The sequence below is a fragment of the Spiroplasma sp. ChiS genome (genome assembly GCF_002968355.1).
Taxonomy (GTDB): domain Bacteria; phylum Bacillota_I; class Bacilli_A; order Mycoplasmatales; family Mycoplasmataceae; genus Spiroplasma; species Spiroplasma citri.
Genome location: NZ_PUUH01000017.1, coordinates 1 through 3,498 on the forward strand (window position 1 = coordinate 1; position 3,498 = coordinate 3,498).

7 protein-coding genes are annotated in these 3,498 nt (G+C 23.6%); all 7 read right to left on the reverse strand.

What is annotated here, in order from left to right; translation table 4 throughout:
* Positions 1–437, reverse strand: a 437-nt coding sequence (locus tag C6B38_RS01415; RefSeq protein ID WP_146693251.1) for a spiroplasma phage ORF1-like family protein, incomplete at its 3' end; no start/stop codon positions are given.
* An 11-nt stretch (positions 438–448) separates the two neighbouring features.
* Entirely contained in the window at positions 449–685 is a 237-nt protein-coding gene (locus C6B38_RS01420; protein ID WP_015967964.1) for a hypothetical protein, read from the reverse strand.
* Complete coding sequence (locus C6B38_RS01425; protein ID WP_105298376.1) at positions 685–1,062, reverse strand: hypothetical protein; 378 nt, start codon at positions 1,060–1,062, stop codon at positions 685–687. Before C6B38_RS01425 ends, C6B38_RS01420 begins: the two co-directional genes overlap by 1 nt.
* Positions 1,055–2,068 (reverse strand): hypothetical protein, encoded by a 1,014-nt coding sequence (locus C6B38_RS01430; RefSeq protein ID WP_105298377.1) that lies wholly within the window; start codon positions 2,066–2,068, stop codon positions 1,055–1,057. Before C6B38_RS01430 ends, C6B38_RS01425 begins: the two co-directional genes overlap by 8 nt.
* Positions 2,069–2,420: 352 nt before the next feature.
* Positions 2,421–2,624, reverse strand: coding sequence for a DUF2649 family protein (locus tag C6B38_RS01440; RefSeq protein ID WP_105298379.1), 204 nt, complete (start codon positions 2,622–2,624; stop codon positions 2,421–2,423).
* A gap of 151 nt (positions 2,625–2,775) precedes the next feature.
* The gene (locus C6B38_RS01450) at positions 2,776–3,123 is read right to left on the reverse strand and encodes a hypothetical protein (protein WP_105298380.1); all 348 of its coding nucleotides are present in this window, start codon (positions 3,121–3,123) and stop codon (positions 2,776–2,778) included.
* Position 3,124: 1 nt separating this feature from the next.
* Positions 3,125–3,498, reverse strand: a 374-nt coding sequence (locus C6B38_RS01455; protein WP_105298381.1) for a DUF3627 domain-containing protein, incomplete at its 5' end; no start/stop codon positions are given.

Consider the following 3,498-nt stretch of genomic DNA (forward strand, 5'->3'; position numbering starts at 1 on the left):
AAATCAGTTAAATCATTCAAAAAATTCTCTTTTTTAACATCATAAAATTTTTCAACCATAAACTGATTTTTTAAACTATGTCATTGTCGATAATAATTCAAAAATATTTCATTAGGTTTATCATAAACAACTCCGGTTGAATAACTATCTTGTAAAAAATCTAAATACCATTTATCATTAAACAATAAATTTTTTGATGTTTTTAAAGTTGGATTAATAAAATAATTTGTTTCCGACCAATTTTCAAAAAAACTACTGCGTAAAAACATTGTATTAATAAAATCAGTTTCATTAATACCTTTATTAGTACTATTCTCTTGTTTAAGCGTATAATGCTCCTCATTTAAGGGTCTAAATGCCGTTAAAGTAATAAATGGAATAACCAAACCCAAAAAAGTTAAAATAAATATAACAAATAAAGATAACGATTTTTTCATAAACTTAACTCCTAACTATACAATGTTTTTGAAACAATAAACCCAACAATATATAAACTTGATATCGTTAACATTAACGGATGACTAAACAAAACGGCCATTCTACCAAATAATCAAATCAACCAAGTATCAGAATTATATAAATCCATAATAATATTTTTTGCCGATGTAAATTGATTAATAATAACAGTAATAAAACCAGTACCAAATATCGCAATTGCCGCCACCAATAAAACTAATTTAATCATTACTTAACACCTCTTTTAACTTTTGCTTGTTGTCTAACATTTTGGCGTTTAATTTCTCGTTTAACTTGTTGCTTATTACTATTCTGATAAACATTTTTACCAACATTAATACCTTTTCGTACAGTTGACGAATATACTTGTGAAACACCATTATTAACTGTTGAACCTAAATTATTATATTGTGTTGATGTCCCGTGAATTGCATAAATCGATAACTTAATAACCATAAAAAAGATTAAAAAATAAGCAATTGACGTATTTGTCATCGGTAATTTTGTATTTCAAATTACATCAAAAATAAACAAAAATATATCAAAAACAAAACTAAAAATATTGTCTCAATTACTATTATTATTTTCAACTAATAAATTAATCATCTTTACTATTTCCTTTCTCTTTTTTAGGTTTTAAATTCTTTTTCAAAATATCAATATCAAATAACTCCAATCGTTTTTTAACGCTTAATTTTGTCATTTCCGACCAATAATATTCTTTTTTATTAACAATTTCGTCATTCTTTAAATCACGCACAAATTTTAATCATTGACTATCATATTTATTCGCAAATTCAARGGGAATAATTATTTTAAAAAACCGAATTCCTAACCCAACATCCGACTTATGTTTTACTCTTTTACCTTCTGCTCTTCGTTCTACTGATTTTGTTTTTCAAATTTCATAATCCGTTATATCTTGAAAAATCCCAATTCGCATAATAAAGAAACGATTAAAAAAATTAAATCCTTTTTTAGCAACGGGTTTTTTCAATGAAATTGGAATAATAATCCCACTTGCTAACTGGCGAATATTATTTCAAATCATACCCTCACGCTGAGCAGTAAACAACGCACGATTACCAAAATGTCTCGCTAAAACAATTCACGGTATTTTACCACTATAAACTTTTTTCTCATCGTGAGGACTAGTTCCGTCAATATATAAATAACTTTCATCAAATAAAATAACACTATCATCGGGTGGGACTAGTTTTGTTCGATCGGTAAAATCTAAATTTTTAAATGTTAAAACTTTAACTTTATCATCTTCTAACGGATAATTACTATAAATTTCATCTGTTAATAATTTCATAGTTTGCGATAAATAAGTTAAAAGTAATGTTTTACCGGTCCCTAACTTCCCAATAATTACCGATAACGGATTATCTCAAACAAAATTTACTAACCGAAAAGCATTTAACTGATAAAAAATATTTTCTCACAATCATCACACAAAATATACACATTGCAAAGCAAATAATATTCAAAATACTAAACCAACACAATACAAAGAAATTATCCAAAGTAATAAATCAATTAAACTAAACAAAAGCATTAAACCACTAATATAACAACAATTTTTAAAGAAAAATATAAATTTTTTCATTTTACCTCCAATAGTTATTTATAATTAAACTAGTATTATTATGGTTTTCTCTCCCCACAAATCAAAAAGGAGAGTGATAAAAATTAAGAAAATTTTAAAAATAATTTCAATATTATTGCCTATCATTGGAATTATAAACTTTTTAATTAATCCTATCGGAAAATTAATTACTACAATTAATTTTGTAGAATGAATATTTAAAAATATTAATCAAATAAATGCAAAAGAAATATTTTTTACAACATTATTTATATTAATAATTACTGCATTCGTAATGAAAATATATATTATATTCAAAAAAAAATTTTAAAATTTTGTGGGGAGAGAAAACCATAATAATAACAAAATTTAATTATTTAAAATAACTAACTATTTTAAAAACCATTCACAAGAAAAACCAAGTTAAAAACAAAATCACAATTCAAACACCAACCATCAAAGTTAAATATTCATTTTGCGTTAAATTCCACATTGTAATACTTTCAACATTCGCCTTATCTATAAACAAAAAGATATAAATAAAAAACTCTTTGAATTCTTGTCAATCATTTTGCATTTTTAAAAACTCCACATTTTTTGAATAAGTTTAAAAAACATTCCAAAAAACAAAACAATAAATAACACAAACGATATAACATATAAAAACTCAGGGGCATTTGAACCAATAATATAACTAACAAATTGAACTCAATAATCATATAAACTCATTATAAAAAACCTCTATCATATTCATTTTCATAATCAAAACTAAACACACTAAATTCCACGGGTTTTTTATAACATTCCTCATCTAAAAGTTCACAAAATTCATAAGATAAGAATTTTTTGAATTTTTTATAACATTTTTTACATAAAAATGAAATCCTATATTCACCACCAAACTTTCTAAAATAAACTTTTGCTTTTATAAATTTGTTATAACAACCAAATAATTTAAAATAATGTTCATTTGAATTATAAATAATATAACCATTATCACATAATTTATAACCTTTATTTTTTTCGTACTTTATTCTATCTTCTCTTTGTTCTTCTTTTATTGATTTAACTTCCATTTTATAATTCCTCCAAATCACGAATTAATTGTTCTTCTTTTTCAACACTTCAATTTGTTAAATTATTATTGTTATTATTTGCTTTTACTTTTTTAGGTTCACTTAAAAATAAAGCTTTTTTCATTTTAGTAAAATAATTTTGTTTATATTGATTATATAAATTGATTAATTCTGTTCCAGTTAAATATTTTCAAATATTTCGCTTTAAATTTTCATCATATTTTACAATAGGGTAAGAATTATCATAAATCAAACCGATTGCTACTTGTTCCAAATGTTTTTCACTCGGATAAATAAACTTATTACTCAATCAAAAACCAATATGACGATTATGATTAGGTAAATTAATAAAACTTGCTTTTTCTGTTGTAAAAG